This is a genomic window from Fluviirhizobium alvei, from assembly GCF_030551875.1.
Taxonomy (GTDB): Bacteria; Pseudomonadota; Alphaproteobacteria; order Rhizobiales; family Rhizobiaceae; genus Rhizobium_E; species Rhizobium_E alvei.
The window spans coordinates 49349-73031 of sequence record NZ_JAUOZU010000020.1 but is presented as its reverse complement, the minus strand read 5'-3'; the positions used below and the strand labels follow the sequence as shown (position 1 = coordinate 73031).

Below are 23683 nucleotides of genomic sequence, written 5' to 3'. Positions count from 1 at the left end.
GAACCCATGGCCGAGCTTATCCAGATTCTCATTTCCGGCCTTGCCGCCGGTTCCATCTATGCGCTCGCCGCGGTCGGTTTCACGCTGCTGTGGCAAGCGTCGCAAACCATCAATTTCGCCCAGGGCGAATTCGTGATGCTGCCGGCCTTCTTCGTGCTCGTCGGCATGACCGTCTTCGGCCTACCGCTCTGGTCCTCCGTCTTTCTGGCGCTGGCCCTGTCGCTCCTTATCCTCGGCGTCGCCTTCAAGCGGCTGATCGTCGAGCCGATGCTGCCGCACGGCACCCTGCCGCTGGTCATCGCGACCATTGCGCTCGGTCTTCTGATGAAAGAAAGCGTCAAGGAATTCTATGGCGCCACGGCGCAACCGTTTCCGGCGATCTTCCCGCAGACGGTCTACCATGTCGCGGGCGCCAGCGTTTCCCTTCAGGATATCGGCAATCTTGTCGTTTCCATGCTGGCGATTGGCGGCCTGCAACTCTTTCTCAACCGCACCCGCACCGGCCGTTGCATGCAGGCGAGCGCCCAGAACCCCGCCGTTGCCCAGATCCTCGGCGTCAATGTCAAGCGCATGGTGCTCTACACCTTTCTGATCAATGCAGCGCTCGCCACCATTGCCTCGGTGCTGATTTCGCCGATCTACCTCGCCAAGTTTTCCAATGGCGAAACACTCGGCCTCGTCGCCTTCATCGCCGCCATCGTCGGCGGTTTCAACCAGATCCGCGGCGCATTGGTCGGAGGATTACTGATCGGAGTGATCGACAACTTCTCCGCCGTCTACATCTCTGCGGAATATCGCTCGGCCATGCCGCTCATCCTACTCATCGCCATCATCCTGCTGCGCCCGCAGGGCCTGCTCGGCACCCCGGAAGGGAGAACCGTATGATCCGCCTCCAACCCGTCCTTCTTGCCCTCGGCATCGCGGCCCTCGTCGTCGCGCCCATCGGCCAGGGCAACTACATCGTCTACACGCTCTGCTCGTGGCTGCTGTTTTCCATCGCCGCCATGGGGCTCAACCTGACGCTCGGCTATGCCGGACAGGTGAGCCTCGCCCAGGCGGCCTTCATGGGCATCGGTGCCTACATCACCTCGCTGATGACGCTGGCCGGCATCCACTGGGGTCTCGCCGTGCTCGTCTCGATTGCCGCAAGCTTCGTCGTTGGCCTCGTGCTCGGCTATCCGGCGCTCAGGGTCCAGCATCACTTCCTTGCTTTCGTGACGCTCGCCTTCAACACACTGTTGTTTCTCGTGCTGCGCAACGAGGAGGAGATCACCGGTGGCTCCTTCGGTCTGAGCGGCATGGAGCGCCCGTCCTTCTTCGGCTTCTCCACCGAAAGCAACATGGCCTTCTACTATTTCTCGCTGGTCTGCTTCCTGCTGGCCGCCGGCTCGCTCTGGTGGATCCTGCGTTCACCCTGGGGCCGCGCCTTCAAGGCATTGCGCGAGAATCCGATCCGGGCAGAAAGCCTCGGCCTCAAGATCCGGCGCCAGACTCTGCTCGCCTTTGCCATCGGCTCGGCCTTCGGTGGCCTTGCCGGCGCACTGCAGGCTCCGCTCGTGCAGTTCATCGAGCCAGGCAGCTTTGCGCTCATTCACTCGCTCAAGCTTCTGCTGATGGTCGTGGTCGGTGGTTCCGGCTTTTTCTTCGGCCCGATGCTTGGCGCCGCCGTGGTCATTCTGTTGCCGGAACTTCTGCGCTTCACCGAGGGATACTATCTCATCATCTATTCCGCCCTGGTGATCGTGCTGATGGTCTTTTCACCGAGCGGCCTTATCGGCCTTGGCCAGCGGCTCGCCGAGAAGTTCAAGCCCCGGCACGAAGCCCGCCGTGATCTGAAACAGGGAGTTCAGCTGTGACCATGAACGCGCCCATTCTCTCCGTCCGCAACATTTCCAAGCGTTTCGGTGGCATCCAGGCCGTCAACAAGGTGAGCTTCGAGGTCCAGCAGGGCGAGATCCTCGGCCTGATCGGACCGAACGGCTCCGGCAAGTCGACCCTCTTCAATTGCATCCTCGGCCAGCTACGTCCGAGCGAGGGCCATTGCGAGATCAACGGCAAGTCCACCGATGGCGTCCGCCCGGCAGACCTGTCGCTGATGGGTGTCGGCCGTACGTTCCAGCAGCTCTCCGTATTTCCGAAGATGAGCGTTCTCGACAATGTCATCCTCGCCGGCCAGGAGCACGAAGGCTCGATGCTTTCCCGCCTGTTCGGCAAGCCGGATGCCGGTCTCACCGAAAAGGCCGAACAACTCATCGAGTTTTTCCGGCTGACGCCCTATCGCGACACGGCAGCCGGCTCGCTCTCCTACGGCCAGCAGAAGCTGGTGGATGCGGCCATGGCCTTTATGGCCGGACCCGGAATCGTGCTTCTTGACGAACCGGCAGGCGGCGTCAACCTCACCATGCTCGGACATCTGAAAGAACGGCTGATCACCTATAATCGCGAGCACGGAACCACCTTTGTCGTCATCGAACACAATATGGAGTTCGTCATGAGCCTGTGCACGCGCATCATCGTGCTGGCGCAGGGCGAAATCATCGCCGAGGGGACACCGGACGAGATCCGGTCGAACCAGATGGTCATCGACGCTTATCTTGGAGGCTGACATGCTGGAGATGAAGAAAATCACCGGCGGCTACGGTCGCATCACCATCCTCAACGGAACCTCCTTCACCATCCCCAAGGCGTCGATCACCACGGTGATCGGCCCGAACGGCGCCGGAAAATCGACGGTGTTCAAGGCGATCTTCGGTCTCCTGAACATCCATTCGGGCGAGATCCTTCTGGAAGGCGAGGATGTGACGCGCAAGTCCCCGGCTGAGATGATCGCGCGCGGCGTCACCTATGTGCCGCAGGGCCGCAATGTGGTGCCGCAGCTTTCGGTGCTCCACAATCTCGAACTCGGGGGCATCACGTCGAAAGACCAGGCCAAGGTCAAGCGGCGCATGGAAGAGGTGATGGACCAGTTCCCGATGCTGCGCCAGCGCAAGGACCAGAAGGCGATCGAGCTTTCCGGCGGCCAGCAGAAGCAGCTCGAGATTGCCCGCGCGCTGTTGCTCGATCCCAAGCTGATCCTGATCGACGAACCCTCGATCGGCCTGTCGCCCAATCTGGTGCAGGAAGTGTTCCAGACGCTCATCCGTCTGCGCGACCAGGGCGTGACCATTCTGATGGTCGAACAGAATGCCAAGGCTGCGCTCGCGATGTCCGATTACGGTCTCGTGCTGGAACTCGGTCAGACCCGCATGTTCGACAAGGCCGATACGCTGCTCAAGGATCCGCGGGTCGGCCAGCTCTTCCTCGGCGGTCACATCGAGGATGCAGCCTGAGACCCTTTGCCGATTTCCTCCCAAGGGGACCATGCGACAAGGCCCGGTGACTGTTCACCGGGCCTTGTCGTTGTGATCATCAGACACACACGAGATCAGGCCGACGCATCTCCGAAATCGCCAAAGGCAGTCCAGCCACCATCGACCGGCAACACAATGCCGGTGATGCCGGAGGCCTGTGGCGATACCAGAAAGGCAATCGCAGAAGCCACTTCCTCGGCGGCAATCAGCCGCCCGATCGGCGTGCGCCGGCTGATGGTCGGCAGATCGATGCGACCAGCATCGGCTAGTTTTCTTACCAATGCGGTTTCGACGAAGGCCGGCGCGACGGCATTGACGCGAACGCCTTTGCCCGCCCATTCGCAGGCCATGGCGCGGGTCATCGCGACAACGCCCGCCTTGGCCGCGCCATAGGCGTTGCGTTTCGGCAGCCCCGTCAGGCCGGCGATCGATGACAGGTTGACGATGGCACCGCGACCCCGCGCCACCATGCCCTTCCCAACCTCCCGTGACATCAGGAAAGTGCCAGCAAGATGCACGTCCAGAACCTTGCGGAAGCCGTCCAGTCCCTGTTCCAATGTCGGAAGATGACTGTCGCCGATGCCGGCATTATTGACGAGAACGTCGAAGGCTGCGGAGGCCGCCACCTCCGCAGCCCGCGCCTCATCGGTGATGTCGCAGGCGACACCACAATGAGGCGAACCGGGATGAATCTCCCGGAGTTCGGCGGCACGTTCAACGGCCATCTCGCCATTGAGGTCGGCGATCGTCACCCGATAGCCAGCTTCGGCAAGCTTGCGAGCCGTCGCAAAACCGATGCCATCGGCTCCTCCGGTAACCAGCGCCTCAAGCATAACCCGGCCTCGGCACGAGTCCCATCAGCGACTGGGTGAGACCACCATCGACCACGATATCCTGACCGGTCACATAGGAAGCCCGCGGCGAGGCGAGGAACAGCGCCACATCCGCCATATCGTCCGGCGTGGCGATACGACGAAGCGGCACCATCGCTTCTCGTCGCGTCTTCGTCTCTGGATCGGTATAGAAGGCTTCCGAGAGCGGGGTACGCACCAGACCGGGGCTCAGCGTGTTGGAACGCACGCCTTTTGGACCCCATTCATAGGCGAGCTGGCGCGACAACATCAGGATCGCTGCCTTGGAGGCGGAATAAGCGCCGCTTGCCGGCTGGGGTTGGCTCGCCGCAACACTGGCCACATGGACCAGAGCACCGGCCCCTTTCGCTACCATTCCCCTCCCGAAAGCCTGAGCTGCAAGCATATAGCCGGTGAGATTGACAGACAGCATCATCGACCAGTCCTCTGCCGAGACGCTGTCGAGCAGACCGGGACGCAACACGCCGGCATTGTTGACGAGAATATCCGCGCCACCCTGTTCCTGAACGCGGTCGGCAGCCGCGGCGATTTCTTCTGCCCGGGCCAGATCGCAGGCGAGCGCAAGCGCATTGTTGCCCAGTTCGGCCGCAAGCGGTTGTGTTCGTTCAAGGGTGCGATCGACCAGCACCACGCGGGCGCCCTGCCCGGAAAAGGCGCGGGCGAGCGCCTGACCAATACCGCCGCCGGCGCCGGTTATGACGGCAGTCTTTCCCTCCAGTCCAAGCCAGCTCACGATGCTTTCTCCCTCTTGTCGGTTTTGTTGTCAGTTTCAAGTTCGATGCCGGCAAGATGACGTCCGGTAATCCAGCCGAAGGCCATCGCAGGACCGAGCGTGATGCCGGCGCCGGGATAGTTGCCGCCCATGATCGAGGCGCGGTCGTTGCCGACGGCATAAAGGCCGGGAATGATGGCGCCCTGCCGATCGAGCACTTCACCCGGAACAGTCGTTTTCAATCCGTCGAACGTGCCGAGGTCGCCCATTTCCATGCGAACGGCATAGAACGGCCCCTGCTCCACCGGTGCCACGGTCGGATTGGGCTTATGGTCAGGATCCGCCAGATAACGGTTGAAAGAAGTTTCGCCGCGGTGGAAGGCATCGTCACGACCCGTACGCGCACCGCGATTGTAGGCTGCCACGGTCTCTTCCAGACCCTTTGGGTCGATACCGCAGGCGTGCGCCAGATCGCCCAGTGTCCGACCCTTCTTGAGATAACCGCTGCGCAGCCACAGCCAGAGCGGCATGGGGGCCGGCTTGGCATGGCCGAGGCCATATTTGCGGATGGCGCGATGGTCGCAGATCAGCCACGCCGCCGCCTCGCCGGAGGCGACCATCGCGGCACCGACATCATGATAGCTCTCGCTCTCATTGGTGAAGCGTCGGCCATTTGAAAGCACGGCGATCATACCGGGCTTGTAGCGATCGAGCAGATGAGGAAACACGCCTTTGCCCGGCACACGACTGACCGGCATCCAGGCGGCGGGCTGCGGGAATTCGGCGTCGAAGGCTGCTCCCGCTTCCTCTGCGAGCCTTATGCCGTCGCCGGTGACGGACTCCGGTACCGGCGAGTAATGTCCGCCGCCGGCTTTCATATGGGCGTAGGATTCTGCCCGTCGCGCCAGATCATGGGCATAACCGCCGCAGGCCAGCACGACGCCGCGCCGAGCGGTGATCCGGCCCCGATTTTTCCCGCCAACCTCGACGCCGACGACACGGCCATCCTCTTTGACCAGATACAGCGCCGGCGTTTCGGTGAGGATCGGAATGCCGAGATCGAAGCAGCTCTTCGCCAGCCGGGCAGCAAGCGCATTGCCGCTGGTGACCTGCACGCCCCGGCCGTGGCGAACCACCTCGCCGGCATGGGCGACAAGCCGTTTCAGCACATAGGCGAAGGATGTCAGCGACTTCGTGGCATTGAAGAAATGCTTGATGTCGGCATTCGAGGAATTGAACATCATGCCCATGAAGGTGATGGTCGAAAGCGGTGGCCTGAGCCGCTTGAGGTCAGCACCCAGGGCACTGGTATCGAAGGGCGCAGCCAGAACCGAACGCCCGACATCGACGCCACCATCCATCGTCGGATGGTAGTCCGGATAAAGCGTCGGCACGAATTTGACCGCGGTCTCCTTCTCGAACCAGTCGAGCATGCGCGGTCCGGCCTCAAGATAGGCATCGACGGCCTCCGGCTGGAACCAGTTCCCGGTCTCGGCCATCATATAGCGGCGCGCGGCCTCGCGGCTGTCGTCGGGATTGTTCGCCTTGCCGTGGCGGTTGCCCGGAATCCACAGAACGCCACCGGAAAAGGCAGTGGTGCCGCCGAAAACGGCCTCCTTCTCGATGACGATGACCGACAGTCCATGTTTCTTGGCTGTGATTGCCGTGGCCAATCCACCCGCGCCGGATCCGACCACCAGCACGTCGCAGAGACGCGCCTCGCTTGCCCGTTCCATCATTTCCTCCCGTTTGTCATATTGCATGGGGGAATTGCTACGCGGGGGACGAGACAGGACCAATGGACGCTGCCGCACAATTGTTGCACAATTCCCGCAGGGCGATTGAAGGAGGAAAAATGGGCGGCGAAAGCACGGCGACCATTCCGCACTATTATCTCTATGGAGATCAGGGCGCGGATGTCGAACTCGATCTGTTGAATATCGAGATCATTCGGGAGCGAAGCGGTCCGAACGATTGGAGGATTCGTCCGCATACGCATCCCGATCACATGCAGGTTCTTTTGGTCCGCGAAGGTGGCGGCACCATCCGCATGGAAGAACTTTCGCTGACGATCCCGGCGCCCGGGATAATCGTCATTCCCGCCGGCATCGTCCATCAGATCGACTTCAACCCCGGTACGGACGGCTTCGTGGTCACGGCGGCCCTTGGATGTCTGAAGACAGCGACCGCAAGCGACGCGAGGCTCCTTGATGCCGCCCGCCGCCCGGCCGTCTATTCCCTGGAAGGAACCGGCGTCAACATCGCGGCCGTGACCGACACCTTCTACTGGCTGCATCGCGAATATGTCTGGTCGGCTCCGGGCCGGCGCACCGCGATCCTTGCCCAGTTCATGCGCATCCTGGTCGTGGTTCTGCGGCTCAGCATCACGCAGGAGGATCCGCGCATCATTGCACCCGACCGGGACTATGACCTGCTTGCCCGCTACCGGGCGCTGCTGGAAGATCATTTCCGCATCGAGCGATCGCCGGCCTTTTATGCCGATGCACTCGCCGTGACGCCGGCGCGGCTCAATGCCGCCTGCAAGAACCGGGCGGGCAAGACCGCTTCCGACCTGCTCTACGAAAGGGTCACCATCGAGGCCAAACGCTATCTGGTCTATACCGAAAGCAGCGTGGCCCAGGTTGCCCATATGACGGGCTTCGATGATCCCGCCTATTTCAACCGCTTCTTCACCCGCCAGGTCGGCATATCGCCGGGCGCCTATCGCAAGCATGTGGCGGGCAGCCACGAATAGAGATGTCGATCGTCCATGATTTCTGACGGACGGTCCATTTCTTCGCAGGGCCTCCTGAAACAGGATTGCGCATAGATGTTCGTTCGGCAGGGATCGTTCGAACCGGAGCGCGGCTGGTGGAGGACGAATGATACATGAGTGGCGAAGCTACCGGTTGAAGCCCGGAGCGGCGATTCCCTATCTCGAACTGCTGGCGGACTACGGGCTTCCATTCGTGAGCCGGCACTTGCCGCTGATGGGTTACTGGCTCGCCGAAACCGGACCGCTCAACGTGATCCACCATCTCTGGAGCTACGCGGACTGGGCTGAACGTGAAGCCTGCCGCGCAGCCCTGGCCAAGCAGGACGAGTGGGTGAAGGACTTCATACCCAAGGCTTTTGCCCTGGTCGAAGAACAGCAGAACCGGATCCTCAGCCTCACAACAAGCTCCAGGAGTTTCGATTATGCGCTCGAGCACAGACATCAACCATTGCCGGCGCGCGCGGTAGGATCGCCGCTTTTCGCCGGAGATTGCGCCGTCGCCATCAACGCCGCGGTCGATGGCGACACAATTGCAACCTTCCAGCCTATTTCCGGCGGACCAACGTTGCCGCTCTCGCTTCTGCCTCGCTCACCCGATCCCCTGACCGCCGAATGCATTGGCGGCTCCTGCCCGATTGTGCTGCGGCCGCTCGCTTTCTCCCGCCTTTGACCTGACCAATCCGGGGCGAACCTGAAATCGCACATGCCCGGTCCTATCGTCGACCTTGGTTCGAAACCGTTCGGTCGAAATACTTGACTACCATTGTCATATTATATAGCCGGGCTCCACCGGGACAATGGAGCGGCTGCCGACAATGAATGATGGGCCTACGATTTTTTCGACGACGGACCTCCGCTTCGACATCGGTGGACGCGCGTTGGTGCGCGATGTTTCGCTTGCCTTTCCGGCACGGTCTGTCTCGGCTCTGATCGGGCACAATGGTTCGGGAAAATCCACCCTTCTCAAAATGCTGGCGCGACAGATTATTCCGACCGCAGGTTCAATCCGGTTCGCTGACGAGCCTATCAGCCGGTTCGGATCGCGCGATTTTGCCCGTCGCGTCGCCTACCTGCCGCAGGATCTCCATGCGGCACAGGATATGACGGTGCGCGAACTGGTGGCGCTTGGCCGCTACCCCTGGCATGGAGCCCTCGGACGTTTCACCGAAGAGGACCGGTCGAAGGTGGAGGAGGCTATCGAACTCACCCATCTCGAACCGTTCGCCAACCGCGCCGTCGGCACGCTTTCGGGCGGCGAGCGCCAGAGAGCCTGGATTGCCATGCTGGTGGCGCAGGACAGCCAGTGCCTGCTGCTTGATGAGCCGACTTCGGCGCTCGATCTCGCGCACCAGATCGAAGTCCTGTCCCTGATTCGGACGCTTTCGCACGATAAGGGCCTCAGCGTCATCCTGGTCTTGCACGACATCAACATGGCCGCGCGTTTCTCGGACCGGATCTTCGCGCTCAAGGCAGGCAGCGTGATCGCCGAGGGCTGCCCGGATGACCTCCTCGACAAGACGGTTCTGGAATCCATCTATGGTATCGCCATGGACGTCACCCGTCAGCCGGGATCCACAAGGCCGCTTGCCTATGTCTGCTGATCCGCAACGCGGCATGCGCCGCCGACAATTGCTGCGTGGACTTGCGACGGCCCCGGTCGTTCTTTCGATGCCGGCGCGTGCTGGCACCCGACCCTTGCGAATTGCCAGCCTCGATTACGGCATCGCCTCGACGCTCCTGTCGCTTGGCGCCGTTCCCGCCGCCGTCGCCGATCTTGCTGATTGGGGGCGCTGGGTGGTCGAACCGAAGATGCCTGACGGCGTGGTCGATCTCGGCAGTGCGCTTGAGGTCAATGTCGAGGTGCTCACCCTGCTCAAGCCGGATCTCATCGTGACCACGCCCTATCTGGATGAACTGCTGCCGGTGCTCGAGCGACTGGGCCCTGTGCTTCGGCTCAGCATCTATGCGCCGGAAGCCGGACCGATCCTCGATGCCGCAATCAAGGCGACGGGCGTTTTGGCACGTGCGATCGACCGCGAAGCGGACGCCATGCGCTTCCTTGACGAGACCGAAGCGTTTTTCGATCGTTGCAAGGCACGGGTCAATGCGCTTTCGCCGCCGCCGCTTGCCTTCGTCAACTTCATGGATACGCGTCATGTGCGCATCTATGGCAATCCAGGCCTTTTCGACAATGTGCTCGAGAGGATCGGCATTCGCAACGCCTGGACGGAACAATCGAATTTCTGGGGCTTCCAGACCATCGCGATCGAGGAGCTTTCGCGCGTCAAGGACCGTAACGCCCGTCTGGCCGCTTTCGAACCGGTTCCCGGCGACGTCTTGCCGACGCTCAGCCAGAGCGCGCTCTGGCAGGCGCTGCCATTCGCCCGGCCCGGCCATTTCACCATACTCAAACCGGCTCTGATGTTCGGCATGGTCAACGAGGCCCGCCGATTTGCCGACCTTGTCATGGCCATGCTGGAAGACGATCATGCCAAACTCTAGCCTCACCGGACGTGTGCCGCTTTTCCTGACAGTCGCGGGCATGATTGGCTTTGCCTTCGCGGCGGCGCTGCTCTTTCTCGCACCGTCCTTCGATCATGATCCCCTGCCGGGCTATGATATCGAGCGGATGGTGCTGCTCTATTCGACCCTGCCGCGTCTCGCGACGGCACTGATCGCCGGCGCAGCGCTTGCACTGTCGGGCGCCCTGTTCCAGCAGGTCCTGCGCAACCCGCTTGCGTCGCCCACCACGCTCGGAATCTCAGCGGGCGCCAATCTCGCCCTCGTGCTCGTTACGCTCTACATTCCGGATCTCATGGGTCTCGGCCGCGATGTCGTGGCGCTCGCAGGCAGTGCCATTGCAGCCGGGATCGTTCTTGCCATCGGTTCGAAGCGCGGTTTTTCGCCCTTTTCGCTGGTTCTGTCCGGGCTGGTGATCAGCCTCTGGTGTGGTTCGCTTGCCGCAATTCTCACCCTGCTCAATGATCGCTATCTTGCAAGCCTTTTCATCTGGGGAGCGGGGTCGCTGGCCCAGCAAAGCTGGGTCATGCCGCTGTCGCTTCTGATCAAGACGGGGCTGATCGGGTTGGCCAGCCTGATGCTCATCCGCCCGCTTGCGCTGCTCGACCTCGGCGACAGTGGCGCCCAGGCGCTCGGGCTCGGTACCATTAAGATCCGCCTGATCGCGGTTACACTGGCCGTTGCCCTTGCCGCCTTCGTGACCAGTGCCGTCGGTGTGATCGGCTTCATCGGCCTGGTGGCTCCGACACTCTGCCGCCTGGCCGGGGCCCGCCGACCGGGCGAACTGATGGTTGGTTCAGCGTTGCTGGGAGCCGCATTGCTTCTGATTGCCGATCTCGGGGTGCAGTCGCTCGCCGGGACCTTTGCCGATCAACTGCCGACGGGGGCGGTGACGGCTGTCTTCGGTTCGCCCTTGCTGCTGTTGCTGCTACCGCGGCTGAAAATGCGCCATCGTCCGAGCCCGGCTCCGGTAATCGCGACCGAGGTGCCTCGCCGGGAAACGGGACGCTTGTTGATCTTGTTGGCTTGTCTTGCCGCAGCGATCGCGATCGGCCTCTTTCTCGGCCGCGACCTCGATGGCAGCTGGGTTCTGGCCCTCGGGGAAGAGACGCGTGATCTCCTGGCGCTCCGATTGCCCAAAGTGACCGCGGTCATCGCCGCGGGGGCGATGCTGGCGGTCGCAGGCGTGATCCTGCAGCGGCTCACCGGCAACGAGATGGCCAGTCCGGAAGTCCTGGGTGTCAGTTCCGGTGCGACGCTTGGCTTGGCGGCGGCCCTTTTCCTGCTGGCGGCACCCGCAACTTCGCTCATCGGTACCGCCTTTGCCATTGCCGGCGCCTTCGCTGTGCTCCTGGTCATATTCCTGTTCTCGACCCGATCCGGCTTTGCCGCCGAACGCGTGCTTCTGGGCGGGATCGCGCTCGGCGCAATGGTCGATGCGATCATCGGCATGCTGTCGGCAACGGGCGATCCGCGCGCCTTCCTCCTGATGCGCTGGATGAGCGGATCTTCCTATGCCATCGGCATACCGTCGGCCCTGACCGCCCTGTTGTTTGGGATCTGCCTGGTCGCAATGGCGCTGCTTGTCCGTCGCTGGCTGGACCTTCTGCCGCTCGGCCCGGTGACGGCCAGCGCGCTCGGCGTTCCGATGGCGCCGGCGCGACTTATGCTCTTCTCGCTCGCCGGAGCCATGAGCGCGGTTGCGGCTCTGACGGTCGGACCGCTGAGTTTCATCGGCCTGATGGGACCGCATCTGGCCCGAGAAGCGGGGTTTCGCCATGCCCTGCCGCAAATGGCCGGCGCAGCGGCGATCGGCGCCAGCCTGATGGTGCTGGCAGACTGGATCGGTCGTACCGCCGCCTTCCCCTATCAGGTTCCGGCCGGACTGGTTTCGGCGCTGGTCGGCGCACCGATCCTGATGCTGATGCTGTCGAGACGATAGGCTTTGAGCGAAAGAGCCGGGACCTCGTAGCCCGGCTTCGCCTGACCGGGTGTCCCGTCAGTTTTCGCCGCGGCCTTGCGGCAAAGGGCAGGAAATGCCGCAGCCGCCGATGCCATCGATCGCATAGCGGAGGCAGCAGACCTTGCGACGCCCGTAGGGCTGGCCGTTCGCGTCGCATTCGGGCCGGATCATACCATGGACCGGGTTCTTCCAATCACCCAATCTGGATGTTTCGCGGTAGCTTCTTGCAAGCGCGACGGCTGCCGGTCGACCGGACGTGTTGCGGATCTGATCCATGATCCAGTCGAGATAGGCAGCGACATTGTTCCAGAGCAGTTTGCGACCAACGCCCGAAAGACCGACAATGGCCTCGATCTGAGGCTCGAGATGTTCGCGCAGCAAAGGCGTGAGAAACCGCTCGATCGTGTCGGAGGCAGGTGCAGGCTCGCCAAGATGGGGCAGGATGAAGGCACGGGGCGTGCCGGTTTCGGGATCGATTGCGAGACGAGCCCTGTCGATGCCGATCGGCACCCGTCTGCCGACCTCGAGATTGAGGACGGTGGTCGCTATGGCAAGCGTGCTGAAATAATAAAGCGTCCAGAGCGAGACGATGGCGCGTCGATCCGCTTTCTGCCCGTGGGTCCGCGCGAAACGATCGATCACACTGTTGAAAACTGTTGCGTCCGTCAGATCGCGGCAGGCGATCGTCTCAAGGCCTTCCGGAGGGGAAAGTCTGAGACTGTCCTTGCAATAGACGTACTTGTCGCCGGTGGCGGCGATGATGAGATCGGCAAAATCCGCAGATGCGGACCCGTCTTTCGACGGGCCCGCTTCCGCTTCGCGTTCTATGGTCTGTTCCTGGATTTCCAAGCGGTTACCAGGTGTATTTCAGCGTGCCGAGCACTGTGCGGCGGTCGCCATAATAGCAGGAGGAGACGTAGCAGGTGGACTGATACTTCTTGTCGAACAGGTTGGTGACATTGACCTGGAAATCGACATCCTTGGTGATCGCATATTTCGCCATGATGTCGAAAACCATCGTGCTTTTCATCGAAATGGTATTCGCACTGTCCGAATAGCGCTGTCCGACATAGCGGGCGCCACCGCCGAGCGTGATATCGCCGCGGCTGTTCTCGCCTTCGATCGTGTAATCCAGCCAGGCCGATGCGATATGCTTGGGCACGTTGGCCGGCCGGTTGCCGATATTGCCGCCATTGCCATCCTCGACGATCTTGCCATGCCAGTAGGAGTAGGCAACCGTGGCATTCAGGCTTTCGTTGAGTGCGATCTTGCCTTCGAGCTCCAGTCCTCTGACATTGACTTCGCCGACCTGGCGCTGAACCGTGGCGCTCACAGATTCCGGCACATTGGTCTGGCTGAGATCGAACAGGGCTGCCGTGAAGAGCGCATCATAGCCTTCCGGCTTGTACTTCACGCCAACTTCATACTGGGTTCCGAGCTGCGGCTTGAGCGACCCTTCGACCGTGTATCCATTGGCCGTCGGTGCGACCAGAGGCTGGAAGGATTCCGAATAGTTGGCATAGGCGGCGATCTCGTCGGTCGCCTTGTATGTCAGGCCGAGACGCTTGGTGAAGGCATCGGCGGAATTGTCGTCCCGCGTTCCGCTGTCGATATAGTCGGCAGTGGTATTGACCGTATCGAAACGGCCTCCGAGCGTCAGAAGCCAGCGATCGTTCCAGGTCAGCTGCTCCTGTGCATAGACGCCCAGCGCATCCTGCTTGACGTGCCAGTTGACGTAGGGGCCAAGCGTGATGCATGCGCGACCGCAATAGACAGGATTGTCGAGATCAATGCCAGGTGCGGAGCCATAGAGAATGTTCTCGCGTGCATTGTCATGGGAATAGTCGATGCCGACGAGCAGCTTGCTGTCGAACGCACCCCAGCTGCCTTCATGCTGCAGCTGGTTGTCGATCGAGAAGCGGGTCGCATTGCCATAGACAGCAAAGGCCTCGCGCGGATCGGACGGATTGGTCGTGCCGCCATAGACTTCTTCATAATCAAGCCGCACATGCGTGTAGCGGGCGTTCTGGCGGAAGGTCAGGCCATTATCGAACTGATGCTCGAACTGATAGCCAAGATCGGTCTGACGCGTGTTGAAATGGTTGAAGTCCGGTTCACCGACGAAGGTATTCAGATCAATATCGGCGCCGGTCGGATAGCCCTTGGCGCCGGTGCTGTTGCGCTTGGAATAGTCGCCAAGAATGGTCAGCGACGTGCCGTCATCCGGGCTGATGGTTACCGCCGGCGCGATGTAAAGCCGGTCGTCGTTGCTGAAGTCGTAGTGATAATCGCCATTCTGGTAGAGGCCTGTCAGACGATATTTCCAGACACCGTCCTTGTCGATCGGGCCGCCGAAATCGATGCCGGTTTCGATATGGCTGTCGCCGAGGGTCGTATAGACCTCGCCGCCGGCAATGTCCTGCGGACGCTTAGTAATCGCGTTGACCAGTCCACCGGGTGCATTCAGCCCGAAGAGGCTCGAAGTCGAGCCCTTGAGGACCTCAACGCGCTGCAAGCCGTAAGGCTCCAGGCGGCTGGCGGTAAACCAGGCCGGAATGCGGGCGGGCAGACCGTCGCGGTAACTGCCGAGCGCCGTCAGGTCGAAGCCACGGATACGGTAGTAATCGTAGCGATCATCCGATCCATATTCGTCGGTCACGACACCCGCCGTATAGCTGACCGCCTGCTGGACGCTTTTGACCGCGCGGGTCTCGAGTTCCTTCTGGGTCACAACGGAAACAGCCGCCGGTATGTTCTCGATTTCAGTATCGGTCTTGGTGCCGAGACGGCTCGTCTTGGCGACGATGGTCTTGTCCGGTCCCACGGGCCTGGTTTCGCTGTCATCCTCAACCACGATCCGGTCAAGGTTCGTGACATCCTGCGCCGCCGCATGGCCGGCCAAAAGGGCAATACCGATCGCCGGTACGCCATACGCCGCCATAGTTTTCACCTGGAACCAACGACCCCTCGTCGGTTCGTTGCGGTCATCCCCGCGCTTCCACATTTCATGCCCCTTTCGATTGTGCATCGTCCGGTCCGCGTCCCGTGTCGCAAAGCCCTGTTCGACGCGAACCGGTTGGGAACATATAATCCTTCACATAGGAGTCAACTTTAAACTTGATATTTTTAATCCTGTTTTAGGTCTCGGGGGCGTGACGGTCGAACGGACGGGGATGAAGGTCGCTGTCAGGACTTCGAAAACGCCATAAAAATGGAAAACTGCCTGTAAACGCGCCGCTTCGGCCCGTTCCATGAGTCAGGACAGGTCCTTGCAAACATATCGCAACACCGTCTCGGATGCCTGGGTCCGGAGCGTCGTCTGCCCGCTTTCGGAGAAGAGGTCCTCACCGAACAGCAATGAAAAGCTTTTCTGGTTCGATACATTGAAGAAGCTGAGTGCCGAGATCAGCCAGTGGATCCTCAGCGACGTCAGGCCCGGTCTGAAAACTCCGTCGCTCACGCCCTTGTCATAGATGATCTGCACCCTGGCAATCGCCGCAGCGTTGAGATTGCGGATCACCTCCGACTGGCGCAGATACTCCCCGTGATGGATGTTCTCGATCATCACCAGCCGGATGAAATCCGGGTTGCGGCTGTGGTGATCGAAGGTGAATTCGACGAGCTGTCGCAAGGCGTCCTGCGGCGCCGAATGGTCGAGCTCGAGCGCCTCTTCGCCACGGCGAACCTTGCGATAAGCCTCTTCCAGGACGCGCCGGTAAAGCCCTTCCTTGTCCTGGAAATAGTAATAGATCATCCGCTTTGACGTTCTCGTCCGCGCGGCAATCTCGTCCATCCGGGCACCGGAAAGGCCGTTGCGGGAAAACTCCTCGAGCGCAATCGCAAGGATGTTGGAGCGAACCCCTTCCGGGTCCTGCTTCCAGCCGGCACGGTTGCCGCTTGTTTCCATCACGTTGCTGTCATCGTTCGTCATGGCCGCTTTTAACGCGGCTCGACGGTCGATGCCAGCCAAAATTAACTTCCCGGTACAAATGGCTTGACGTATTTAACTATCTAGTACATTAAATTGCAAGCGCGCCGGAAAGGGAGATTTCCGGCCTGCTTCGGGAGGGGAATTTGGCAAACGCAGCCACAGACAGCGTCGAACGCACGCGACCGCGGACAAAAGCCGTTCAGGTCGGGCTGATCGGCGCCGGAATCCAAAAGTCCCGTACGCCGGCGATGCATGAGGCGGAAGGTGCGGCCCTTGGGCTGAATTACAGTTATCGTCTGTTCGATACCCTGACGGATCCCTTAAAGGATGCGACCCTGCCGGAAATCGTCCGGGCTGCTGAGCTTTGCGGCTTTGCCGGCCTCAACATCACCTTTCCCTACAAGGTCGCGGTTATCGATCATCTCGATGAATTGTCGCCAGCAGCCGAAATGGCAGGCGCCGTCAACACCGTTGTTTTCCGCAATGGTCGCCGCAGCGGCCACAATACCGATCTCTGGGGTTTTGCCGAAAGCTTTCGCCGCAATATGGGTCAGGCCGCCCGCAGCAACGTGCTGCTGGTGGGTGCCGGCGGAGCCGGCAAGGCCGTTGCCCATGCCCTGATCGACTGCGGCGTCGAACGGCTCTGGATCCATGATGCGGACCGCAGCCGGGCCGAGATACTCGCGGAAGCCGTGTCGCTGCGCCATGGTGCAGCACGCGCGCTTGCGGTTGGTTCGTTGTCGGACGTCGATGCACAGGCAGATGGCATCGTCAATGCCACGCCGGTCGGCATGGCTGAACATCCCGGCCTGCCGGTTCCCGACTATCTGATCCGCCCGCAGCGCTGGGTGGCCGATATCGTCTATTTTCCGCTCGATACCGAACTCCTTCGCGTTGCCCGCCAGCGCGGATGCCGAACGCTCAGCGGTGCAGGAATGGCCGTTTTCCAGGCCGTGCGCGCCTTCGAGCTGTTCAGCGGCGAGAAGCCGGATGTCGGGCGTATGGAAGCAACATTTCGCTCTTTCGACGTCGCGTCGAAAGCGTGAAGATGGATACCGGTCGCGGAAGGGTTTCCGCGCCGGCGCATGAGAACCATGTCACGGCGGAATGCCGGGGCAGCGCAAGATAGGGAGGATTTCTATGCGCAATCTGTTGAAAAGACTGGCCACCGGCGTCGCAGCCGCCACAATCGCCTTCACCAGCACGGCAGCCTTCGCTGCAGACAAGGTGGAGCTGATCTATTCCGACACCGTGCCGGATGCCGATATTCGCACCACCACGCTGCGCGAAGCCTTCGGCGGCTGCCTCGGCGACGGGTTCGAATTCAAATCCTATCACGGCGCCACGCTTTTCAAGCAGGGCACCGAACTCAATGCCATGCAGCGCGGCAATCTCGACATGGCATCGCTGGCGATTTTCGATTTCTACAATCAGGTGCCGCACACCTCGCTCCTCGGAACCGCCTATCTGTTCCGCGACTATGATCACATGCGCAAGGTCTATGACGGCGACGTGCTGAAGGAGCTTTGGGCCGAAATCGAGGAAAAGGCCAAGGTTAAAATCCTCGCCAACCCCTACATCGGCACGCGTCATGTCAACATCAAGGGCGACCGCACGGTCATGAAGCCCGAGGATCTCAAGGGCATCAAGCTGCGCATGCCGGGCGGCGAAGGCTGGCAGTTCGTAGGCGAGGCGCTTGGCGCCAACCCGACGCCGATGGCCTTCACCGAAGTCTATACCGGCCTGCAGACCGGCGCCATCGACGGCCAGGACAATCCGCTGCCCGCCGACAAGGGCATGAAATTCTATGAAGTGACGAACCAGATCATCCTGACCGCGCATCTCATTGCCGCCAACCAGTTCACCATCTCGCTTGCCAAATGGAACAGCCTGAATGCCGAGCAGCAGGCCAAGATCCAGGAATGCGCGATGAACTTCCAGAAGACGCTCGACAAGGTCACGCTCGACCAGGAAGCCGAACTGGTCGAATTCTTCAAGGCTCAGGGCCTCAAGGTCTATGAGCCGGACAAGAAGGCGTTCCGCGATCATGTTCTGGATGCCTACAAGGCATCGAAATATTCGGCCGATTGGCCGGAAGGCCTGTTCGACAAGATCAACGCATTGTGACAGCGGACCACACGATGCGACGGAAGGCGGGCGGCTTGCCGCCCGCCCACCCCGGGGAGGAGGGGATGATGGATAGGATAAAATGGTTTCTCGGCTGGTGCACGCGCCGGGCGGAAGATGTGGTCGTCTTCATTCTGGGCAGCATGTTCGTCTGCTTTCTGCTGCAGATCGTCTTTCGATATCTACTCAACCTGCCGCTTGGCTGGGTCGAGGAATATGTGACCGGCGCCTGGCTGTGGGGCATTCTGTTCGGCTATGCCTTCGTGCTCAGGATCAACGAGGCGATCCGGCTTGATCTCGTCTACAATCTCGTCGGCTCGGGCCCGCGTCGCGTGATGAACATCGTCAGCGGTCTCGTCGGTGCGGGAGTTCTAATCTATTCCCTGCCGGCCACCTGGTCCTACATCGATTTCATGTTCATCGAAAAGACCGCCTATCTGCGCATCCCGATGGGGCTGGTCTTCATCGTCTATGTCCCCTTCGTCCTGTCGATCATCGTTCGCAATCTGTTCATTGCCTGGAACGCTCTTCGATATGGCCGCCAGTATTTCTGATCGAGGATAGGTTTGATGTTCGATCCATTCATCGTCGCTGTCGCACTGATTGTCGTGCTGACGCTCGCAGCCATGCCGGTCGGTGAAGCCATGCTTGCCGGCACGATCATCTATCTGGCGCTGTCGGGCCAGGATGTCGGCATTGCGGCCGAAACGATCCTGCAGAGCCTCCTCGGCTCCTATTCGCTGATCGCCATTCCGCTCTTCATCCTCGCTGCCGACATCATGAATGTCGGCTCGATCGCCGATCGCCTCATGCACTTCTCCCATGCCCTTGTCGGCCGGTTCAAGGGCGGTCTCGGCCATGTCAACATCGTCTCCAGCGTCATCTTTTCCGGCATGTCGGGCTCTGCGGTCGCCGATGCCGTCGGCATGGGACGCGTCGAGATCCAGATGATGACCAAATCGGGTCATATACCGGTCAGCTATGCGGCCGCGCTGACAGCCGCCTCGGCGACGATCGGACCGATCATCCCGCCCTCGATTCCGATGGTGCTCTACGCCCTGGTCTCGGATGCGTCGGTGGGCTATCTCTTTGCCGCCGGCATCGTGCCCGGCCTTTTGATGGCTGCGAGCATGTTCGTGGTCAACACCTGGATGTCGCATCGTCGCGATTTCCCGACCGACGATTCCGTGCCGTTGAGGGAGTTGCCGTCCGCCACCATCAAGGCATTGCCGGCACTGCTGCTGCCGGTCATCCTGCTGGGCGGTATCTATAGTGGCGTGATGACGCCGACCGAAGCCGCTGCAGTGGCCGCTGCCTATGCGCTTCTGGTGTCGGTTCTGCTCTATCGTTCCGTCAGCTTCGCACAGTTCTACCGCACGCTCCTGCAAAGCGGACGGTCCACCGCATCGGTGGGTATCCTCGTCGCCGGCGCCCTGGCCTTCAACTATGTCATCGCGAAGGAGGACATTCCGGCACAAATCGCCCTCTGGATCAGCGGGTACGAGTTTTCGGCGCTCGGCTTCCTTCTGTTTGTCAATATCCTGTTTCTCATTCTCGGCTGCTTCATCGATGCCGGCGCCATTCTGCTCATCTTCGTGCCGATCCTGATCCCGACCGTCAACGCGCTCGGTATCGACATCATCCATTTCGGTGTGGTGGTTGTCGTCAACGCCATGATCGGCCTCATCACGCCGCCCTATGGCATGTTGCTGTTCATCGTCGCGAACTTCACGAAACAGCCGCTGCGGTTGATCGTGCGCGATCTCGCCCCCTTCATCATAGGCCTGCTCATCATCCTTCTCATCATCACTGTTTTCCCCGATTTCGTCCTCTTCCTGCCGCGCATGCTCGGCTATCAGGGCTAGAAAGGCATTTTCATGATCAATCCCGAACTTGAACCCTTCCTGAAAGTCTGGAGCGAAAAATGGTCGGTCCTGCCGGCCAAGGCTTCGCCCAAGGACCGGCGTCTGCTGTTCGAGTATATTGCCGAAAGCATGCGCCTGCCGCAGCCGGAGGAGGTCACGACGTCGGTCCGCTTCGTGCCGAGCGGGGATCGCAATGTCCTCGTCCGCATCGACCGCCATATGTCCGGAGGCCAGCAGCCGGCACTCGTCTACATGCATGGCGGCGCATGGCTGCAGGGCAGCCCGATGACCCATGCCGATATCACCATGCGGATTGCGGCGACCAACCGCCAGACCGTTATCAGCGTCGATTATGCACTGGCACCGGAACATCCTTTCCCGCAAGCCGTTCACGAATGCCGCGACACGGTGCTCTGGCTGCACGAGAATGCCGATGACATCGGCATCGACAGGAACCGGATTGCGATCGGTGGCGACAGTGCCGGCGGTAACCTCGCCGCCGCCGTTGCCATTGCACTCAATGGCAAGGCCGAAGCGCCGATGGCCCAGCTCCTCATCTATCCGGCTGTCGATTTCGAGATGGACAAGCCGTCCTATGTCGAAAATGCCGATGCGCCGCTTCTGAATGTCCATGGCATGCCCGCGGTCAATGCCATGTATGTTCCCGATCCTGCCGAACGCCGCAATCCGCTCGCCGCACCGCTGTTTGCCGATAGCCATGCCGGTCTGCCGCCCGCCTATATCGCCGTCGCCCAGAATGATCCATTGCGCGACGACGGTTATGCCTATGCGGAAAAACTGCGCGCAGCTGGCGTTCCGGTCGCTTTCGATGCCGGCGAAGGCCTGATTCACGGCTACCTGCGGGCCATGGAATATTGTGCCGCCTCGCGCGAAAGCCTTGAGCGTATGTGCCGCTGGCTTGCCGAATGTTATGCCGATATAGGCACGCAGGCATGACAAAGCCGGTCGTCCCAACAGCACCCGGTCTCGACTTCGCCTTTCTGATCCGGGCGGAGATCGGCAAAGCCCTGAGCGGCGGCCTGTCGCCGAAGGGCGAGCGGCTGCATATCCCCATTCTCGGCGGCACCGTGGAAGGCCCACTTCTTGCGGGCAAAGTTCTGCCCGGCGGCTCCGACTGGCCGCTCGTCCGTTCGGACGGCACATCGGAAATCAGCGCGCGCTACACGATCGAGGCCGATGACGGTGCCCTCATAGAGGTCCGGAACGAGGGGCTCCGGGTCTCTTCGCCCGAAGTGCTGGCCCGGCTCCGTGCCGGTGAGAGGGTTGATCCGAGCGAATTCTATTTCCGTTCGGCGCCTGTCCTTCTGGCGCCGTCCGGCCGGCATGGCTGGATGAACGATACACTCTTCCTCGCCAGCCTGTGCCGGGATGGCGATTGCATTCTCGTTGCTGTTCACCGCGTCACCTGAACGGAGCTGCCCATGAAGACCTCGATTGCGACTGTCTCGATTTCCGGCGATCTCGCCGAGAAGCTTGCCGCCATCGCAGCAGCCGGTTTCGACGGCGTCGAGATCTTCGAAAACGATTTTCTCGCCTTTGATGGCAGCCCGCGCGAGGTGGGCCGGATGGTGCGCGATCACGGGTTGGAGATTTCGCTCTTCCAGCCGTTCCGCGATTTCGAAGGCATGCCGGAGCCGCAACGCAGCCGCGCCTTCGAACGTGCCGAGCGCAAGTTCGATCTGATGGGCGAACTGGGAACCGATCTTGTTCTGATCTGCTCCAATGTCTCGCCGCTCTGCCTTGGTGGAATCGACCGCGCAGCGGCCGATTTTCATGAGCTGGGCGAACGGGCTGCCCGGCACGGCATTCGCATCGGCTATGAAGCACTGGCCTGGGGCCGGCATGTCAATGACCATCGCGATGCATGGGAGATCGTGCGCCGGGCCGATCAGCCCAATGTCGGGCTCATTGTCGATTCCTTCCATACGCTTGCCCGCCGCATCGATCCCGACACGATCCGCTCCATTCCCGGCGACCGCATTTTCTTCGTCCAGCTGGCCGATGCGCCGAAGATCGACATGGATCTTCTCTACTGGAGCCGCCATTTCCGCAATATGCCCGGCGAAGGCGATCTCGATGTCACCGGTTTCATGCGGGCGGTCGCCGCGACCGGCTATGATGGTGTCCTGTCGCTTGAAATCTTCAACGACCAGTTTCGTGGCGGTTCGCCGAAATCCATCTCCGTGGATGGCCATCGCTCGCTCGTCTATCTGATGGACAAGGTGCGCCGGCTCGAACCCGGCATCCGCATCGATGTGCCGCCGATGCCGGACCGGATCGACGTCGAAGGAATTGAATTCGTTGAATTCGCGGCCGACGAGGAGGAGGCAGCCACGCTCGCGGGAATGCTGACGACACTCGGTTTTGCCCGCAGCGGACGCCATGTCGCCAAGGATGTGGAACTCTGGCGCCAGGGCGCGATCAACATCATCATCAACACGGAGCGCGAGGGCTTTGCCCATTCCTCCTATGTCATGCACGGAACCAATGTCTGCGACATCGGCTTCCGGGTTTCGGATGCGGCGGCCACCGTCGAGCGCGCACGGGCGCTGGGAGCCGACCCGTTCGAGCAGCCGGTCGGCCCGGGCGAACTGAACATTCCCGCCATCCGCGGCGTCGGCGGTGGTCTCATGCATTTCATCGATAGCGGCAGCGATCTTGCCCGTATCTGGGATATCGATTTCAGGCCGGTTCAGGACGGGCCCGCAAATCGAGATACCGGACTGACCCGCATCGATCACATTGCCCAGACGATGAACTACGAGGAAATGCTCACCTGGCTTCTGTTCTACACCTCGATCTTTTCCACCAGCAAGACGCCGATGGTGGATGTGGTCGATCCTGCCGGCCTCGTGCGCAGCCAGGTCATTGAAAACGACGCCGGCTCTATGCGGATCACGCTCAACGGAGCGGAAAGCCGCCGCACCCTGGCCGGCCATTTCATTGCCGAAAGCTTCGGCTCGGCGGTGCAGCATATCGCCTTTGCGACCGACGATATCTTTGCCACTGCCGAAGCCCTGAAGGCCAGCGGTTTCGTATCACTGGTGATCTCGGCCAACTATTATGATGATCTCGCCGCCCGCTTCGTCTTCGAGGATGACATGCTGGCGCGGCTGCGTGAATTCAACATTCTCTATGACCGCGACGAGCAGGGAGAGTATTTCCAGCTCTACAGCCCCAACTACGGCGAAGGCTTCTTCTTCGAGATCGTCGAACGCCGGGGTCCCTATCGCGGCTACGGCGCCGCCAATGCCCCGTTCCGCATTGCCGCTCTCAAACGGCATCTGCGACCGCCAGGCCTGCCGAAACGCTAGGCGATCTTGGGGCGAGCAATTTCCATCTCGCCAGGCTTCGCAGCCGCGAGCAGAGGGTGTGCGATAACCGTCATCCTGACTTCGTGATGAAGGTGCCGGTCGCAAGACGGGCGCCACTGGCAACGGGTTTGTCGCAAACTTTATTGGTTAACCGCGTATTGACGATCACCGGAGAAGTTCCGCTCCCGATGTTGTGGAGCGTAGCCATGATTCTGAATGCCATTGCCGAGAA

Annotated in this window: 22 protein-coding genes; 16 read left to right on the top strand and 6 right to left on the bottom strand. The window is 61.1% G+C overall.

Going from position 1 to position 23683, the window contains the following annotated elements:
* Positions 1 to 6: 6 nt before the first annotated feature.
* The 4 genes from Q4481_RS22390 to Q4481_RS22375 are packed head-to-tail and all read left to right on the top strand — an operon-like array spanning position 7 to position 3329.
* Positions 7 to 885: a branched-chain amino acid ABC transporter permease gene (locus tag Q4481_RS22390; RefSeq protein WP_304378637.1), complete on the top strand. Its 879-nt coding sequence runs from the start codon at positions 7 to 9 to the stop codon at positions 883 to 885.
* Positions 882 to 1856 carry a branched-chain amino acid ABC transporter permease gene (locus Q4481_RS22385; RefSeq protein ID WP_304378636.1) on the top strand — a complete coding sequence of 325 codons (975 nt, stop codon included), beginning with the start codon at positions 882 to 884 and terminating at the stop codon, positions 1854 to 1856. Before Q4481_RS22390 ends, Q4481_RS22385 begins: the two co-directional genes overlap by 4 nt.
* Before the next feature lie 2 nt (positions 1857 to 1858).
* On the top strand, positions 1859 to 2605 hold the full coding sequence (locus Q4481_RS22380) for an ABC transporter ATP-binding protein (protein WP_304378635.1): 747 nt from the start codon (positions 1859 to 1861) through the stop codon (positions 2603 to 2605).
* Position 2606: 1 nt separating this feature from the next.
* On the top strand, positions 2607 to 3329 hold the full coding sequence (locus tag Q4481_RS22375; protein ID WP_304378634.1) for an ABC transporter ATP-binding protein: 723 nt from the start codon (positions 2607 to 2609) through the stop codon (positions 3327 to 3329).
* Positions 3330 to 3424: 95 nt separating this feature from the next.
* Here the strand turns inward: Q4481_RS22375 and Q4481_RS22370 are convergent, their stop codons facing one another.
* The 3 genes from Q4481_RS22370 to Q4481_RS22360 are packed head-to-tail and all read right to left on the bottom strand — an operon-like array spanning position 3425 to position 6673.
* Positions 3425 to 4183, bottom strand: coding sequence for an SDR family NAD(P)-dependent oxidoreductase (locus Q4481_RS22370; RefSeq protein WP_304378632.1), 759 nt, complete (start codon positions 4181 to 4183; stop codon positions 3425 to 3427).
* Entirely contained in the window at positions 4176 to 4955 is a 780-nt protein-coding gene (locus Q4481_RS22365; protein ID WP_304378631.1) for an SDR family NAD(P)-dependent oxidoreductase, read from the bottom strand. Before Q4481_RS22365 ends, Q4481_RS22370 begins: the two co-directional genes overlap by 8 nt.
* The gene (locus Q4481_RS22360; RefSeq protein WP_377353235.1) at positions 4952 to 6673 is read right to left on the bottom strand and encodes an FAD-dependent oxidoreductase; all 1722 of its coding nucleotides are present in this window, start codon (positions 6671 to 6673) and stop codon (positions 4952 to 4954) included. Before Q4481_RS22360 ends, Q4481_RS22365 begins: the two co-directional genes overlap by 4 nt.
* Positions 6674 to 6789: 116 nt before the next feature.
* Here Q4481_RS22360 and Q4481_RS22355 point away from each other — a divergent pair, with 116 nt between their 5' ends.
* From Q4481_RS22355 to fhuB, 5 genes are all read left to right on the top strand, one after another.
* A complete protein-coding gene (locus Q4481_RS22355) occupies positions 6790 to 7689 on the top strand; it encodes a helix-turn-helix domain-containing protein (RefSeq protein ID WP_304378629.1) in 900 nt (299 codons plus the stop codon).
* Positions 7690 to 7816: 127 nt separating this feature from the next.
* On the top strand, positions 7817 to 8380 hold the full coding sequence (locus Q4481_RS22350) for an NIPSNAP family protein (protein WP_304378628.1): 564 nt from the start codon (positions 7817 to 7819) through the stop codon (positions 8378 to 8380).
* 145 nt (positions 8381 to 8525) lie between these two features.
* Positions 8526 to 9311 carry an ATP-binding cassette domain-containing protein gene (locus tag Q4481_RS22345; RefSeq protein WP_304378627.1) on the top strand — a complete coding sequence of 262 codons (786 nt, stop codon included), beginning with the start codon at positions 8526 to 8528 and terminating at the stop codon, positions 9309 to 9311.
* Positions 9301 to 10212: an iron-siderophore ABC transporter substrate-binding protein gene (locus tag Q4481_RS22340; protein WP_377353212.1), complete on the top strand. Its 912-nt coding sequence runs from the start codon at positions 9301 to 9303 to the stop codon at positions 10210 to 10212. The genes Q4481_RS22345 and Q4481_RS22340 overlap by 11 nt, the downstream gene beginning before the upstream one ends.
* Positions 10213 to 10252: 40 nt before the next feature.
* The gene (gene fhuB / locus Q4481_RS22335; protein ID WP_377353237.1) at positions 10253 to 12172 is read left to right on the top strand and encodes a Fe(3+)-hydroxamate ABC transporter permease FhuB; all 1920 of its coding nucleotides are present in this window, start codon (positions 10253 to 10255) and stop codon (positions 12170 to 12172) included.
* Positions 12173 to 12229: 57 nt separating this feature from the next.
* On the opposite strand, the gene fhuF is transcribed toward fhuB, so the two are convergent.
* From fhuF to Q4481_RS22320, 3 genes are all read right to left on the bottom strand, one after another.
* Complete coding sequence (gene fhuF, locus Q4481_RS22330) at positions 12230 to 13042, bottom strand: siderophore-iron reductase FhuF (protein ID WP_304378625.1); 813 nt, start codon at positions 13040 to 13042, stop codon at positions 12230 to 12232.
* Between the two features lie 4 nt (positions 13043 to 13046).
* Positions 13047 to 15134, bottom strand: coding sequence for a TonB-dependent siderophore receptor (locus tag Q4481_RS22325; RefSeq protein WP_304378624.1), 2088 nt, complete (start codon positions 15132 to 15134; stop codon positions 13047 to 13049).
* A 315-nt stretch (positions 15135 to 15449) separates the two neighbouring features.
* Positions 15450 to 16124 (bottom strand): TetR/AcrR family transcriptional regulator, encoded by a 675-nt coding sequence (locus tag Q4481_RS22320; RefSeq protein WP_304378623.1) that lies wholly within the window; start codon positions 16122 to 16124, stop codon positions 15450 to 15452.
* A 143-nt stretch (positions 16125 to 16267) separates the two neighbouring features.
* Between Q4481_RS22320 and Q4481_RS22315 the strand changes: the two genes are divergently transcribed.
* From Q4481_RS22315 to Q4481_RS22285, 7 genes are all read left to right on the top strand, one after another.
* Entirely contained in the window at positions 16268 to 17170 is a 903-nt protein-coding gene (locus tag Q4481_RS22315; protein WP_304378622.1) for a shikimate dehydrogenase, read from the top strand.
* A 94-nt stretch (positions 17171 to 17264) separates the two neighbouring features.
* Positions 17265 to 18251, top strand: a complete 987-nt coding sequence (gene dctP, locus Q4481_RS22310) for a TRAP transporter substrate-binding protein DctP (protein WP_304378621.1) — start codon at positions 17265 to 17267, stop codon at positions 18249 to 18251.
* A gap of 65 nt (positions 18252 to 18316) precedes the next feature.
* Positions 18317 to 18805: a TRAP transporter small permease gene (locus Q4481_RS22305; RefSeq protein WP_304378620.1), complete on the top strand. Its 489-nt coding sequence runs from the start codon at positions 18317 to 18319 to the stop codon at positions 18803 to 18805.
* A gap of 15 nt (positions 18806 to 18820) precedes the next feature.
* Positions 18821 to 20116: a TRAP transporter large permease gene (locus Q4481_RS22300; protein ID WP_304378619.1), complete on the top strand. Its 1296-nt coding sequence runs from the start codon at positions 18821 to 18823 to the stop codon at positions 20114 to 20116.
* Positions 20117 to 20128: 12 nt separating this feature from the next.
* On the top strand, positions 20129 to 21073 hold the full coding sequence (locus Q4481_RS22295) for an alpha/beta hydrolase (RefSeq protein WP_304378618.1): 945 nt from the start codon (positions 20129 to 20131) through the stop codon (positions 21071 to 21073).
* Positions 21070 to 21546: a DUF3237 domain-containing protein gene (locus tag Q4481_RS22290; protein ID WP_304378617.1), complete on the top strand. Its 477-nt coding sequence runs from the start codon at positions 21070 to 21072 to the stop codon at positions 21544 to 21546. The genes Q4481_RS22295 and Q4481_RS22290 overlap by 4 nt, the downstream gene beginning before the upstream one ends.
* Positions 21547 to 21558: 12 nt before the next feature.
* Positions 21559 to 23451, top strand: a complete 1893-nt coding sequence (locus tag Q4481_RS22285; RefSeq protein ID WP_304378616.1) for a bifunctional sugar phosphate isomerase/epimerase/4-hydroxyphenylpyruvate dioxygenase family protein — start codon at positions 21559 to 21561, stop codon at positions 23449 to 23451.
* Positions 23452 to 23683: the final 232 nt, after the last annotated feature.

Excerpts from the sequence above, each read along its gene's own strand:
- Q4481_RS22285 (WP_304378616.1), top strand. The coding sequence starts at position 21,559 with ATGAAGACCTCGATTGCGACTGTCTCGATTTCCGGCGATCTCGCCGAG.
- Q4481_RS22300 (WP_304378619.1), top strand. The coding sequence starts at position 18,821 with ATGTTCGATCCATTCATCGTCGCTGTCGCACTGATTGTCGTGCTGACG.
- Q4481_RS22290 (WP_304378617.1), top strand. The coding sequence starts at position 21,070 with ATGACAAAGCCGGTCGTCCCAACAGCACCCGGTCTCGACTTCGCCTTT.
- Q4481_RS22390 (WP_304378637.1), top strand. The coding sequence starts at position 7 with ATGGCCGAGCTTATCCAGATTCTCATTTCCGGCCTTGCCGCCGGTTCC.
- fhuB (WP_377353237.1), top strand. The coding sequence starts at position 10,253 with ATGATTGGCTTTGCCTTCGCGGCGGCGCTGCTCTTTCTCGCACCGTCC.
- Q4481_RS22355 (WP_304378629.1), top strand. The coding sequence starts at position 6,790 with ATGGGCGGCGAAAGCACGGCGACCATTCCGCACTATTATCTCTATGGA.
- Q4481_RS22325 (WP_304378624.1), bottom strand. The coding sequence starts at position 15,134 with ATGGCGGCGTATGGCGTACCGGCGATCGGTATTGCCCTTTTGGCCGGC.
- Q4481_RS22345 (WP_304378627.1), top strand. The coding sequence starts at position 8,526 with ATGAATGATGGGCCTACGATTTTTTCGACGACGGACCTCCGCTTCGAC.
- Q4481_RS22340 (WP_377353212.1), top strand. The coding sequence starts at position 9,301 with ATGTCTGCTGATCCGCAACGCGGCATGCGCCGCCGACAATTGCTGCGT.
- dctP (WP_304378621.1), top strand. The coding sequence starts at position 17,265 with ATGCGCAATCTGTTGAAAAGACTGGCCACCGGCGTCGCAGCCGCCACA.
- Q4481_RS22385 (WP_304378636.1), top strand. The coding sequence starts at position 882 with ATGATCCGCCTCCAACCCGTCCTTCTTGCCCTCGGCATCGCGGCCCTC.
- Q4481_RS22380 (WP_304378635.1), top strand. The coding sequence starts at position 1,859 with ATGAACGCGCCCATTCTCTCCGTCCGCAACATTTCCAAGCGTTTCGGT.
- Q4481_RS22370 (WP_304378632.1), bottom strand. The coding sequence starts at position 4,183 with ATGCTTGAGGCGCTGGTTACCGGAGGAGCCGATGGCATCGGTTTTGCG.
- Q4481_RS22375 (WP_304378634.1), top strand. The coding sequence starts at position 2,607 with ATGCTGGAGATGAAGAAAATCACCGGCGGCTACGGTCGCATCACCATC.
- Q4481_RS22295 (WP_304378618.1), top strand. The coding sequence starts at position 20,129 with ATGATCAATCCCGAACTTGAACCCTTCCTGAAAGTCTGGAGCGAAAAA.
- Q4481_RS22320 (WP_304378623.1), bottom strand. The coding sequence starts at position 16,124 with ATGACGAACGATGACAGCAACGTGATGGAAACAAGCGGCAACCGTGCC.
- Q4481_RS22305 (WP_304378620.1), top strand. The coding sequence starts at position 18,317 with ATGATGGATAGGATAAAATGGTTTCTCGGCTGGTGCACGCGCCGGGCG.
- Q4481_RS22350 (WP_304378628.1), top strand. The coding sequence starts at position 7,817 with ATGATACATGAGTGGCGAAGCTACCGGTTGAAGCCCGGAGCGGCGATT.
- Q4481_RS22360 (WP_377353235.1), bottom strand. The coding sequence starts at position 6,673 with ATGATGGAACGGGCAAGCGAGGCGCGTCTCTGCGACGTGCTGGTGGTC.